The following is a 633-nucleotide window of genomic DNA, read 5'->3' as shown; positions in this document are numbered from 1 at the left end:
CCTTCGCCCATCGAATCGAAGGTGCCGTCCGAGCCGCACATGCAGACATTGGCGGTAACCATCAGGTTGCAGAAGGCGTTGGCCTGATTGGTGAAGCGCCAGGCGTCGCGGATCGGCGCCGTGTAGCCGGCCGTGCGGATCATGATTTCGGCGCCCTTATAGGCGCATTCGCGCGCCATTTCCGGGAACATGCCGTCATGGCAGATGATCAGCGCGAGCTTGGCGCCCCGTGGGCCCTCGATGACGGGGATGCCAAGATCGCCGGGCTCCCACGGCTCGACGGGGATCCAGGGATGCATCTTGCGGTAATAGAGCTTCAGCTCGCCCTGGTCGTCGATGACGATGCCGGAATTATAGGGCATGCCACCGGGATTGAGCTCCATGATCGAGAAGCAGCCCCAGATCCGGTTGTCCCTGCAAGCCCGCTTGAAAGCCGCGACCTCCGGCCCGTCGAGCGTGCACATGATCTCCGGATTGATGTCCATGGAGAGGCCGTGCAGCGCGTATTCGGGAAAGATGACGAGGTCCATGCCCGGCTGGTTGCGCCGCGCCTTGGCCACCAGATCGACGATCACCTGCGTCTGTTTCGCCAAGTCCGCTTTGGTGACGGTCACCGGCAGCTGGAGCTGAACG

At 62.9% G+C, this 633-nt stretch carries 1 protein-coding gene; it reads right to left on the bottom strand.

What is annotated here, in order from left to right; all coding sequences use genetic code 11:
- On the bottom strand, positions 1-633 hold a 633-nt coding region (locus FY112_RS00100), incomplete at both ends, for a nitrilase-related carbon-nitrogen hydrolase (protein WP_281408429.1).

It is taken from the genome of Rhizobium sp. PEPV16 (assembly GCF_008919455.1).
GTDB classification, from domain to species: domain Bacteria; phylum Pseudomonadota; class Alphaproteobacteria; order Rhizobiales; family Rhizobiaceae; genus Rhizobium; species Rhizobium leguminosarum_Q.
This window is presented reverse-complemented; position numbering and strand designations above follow the sequence as displayed.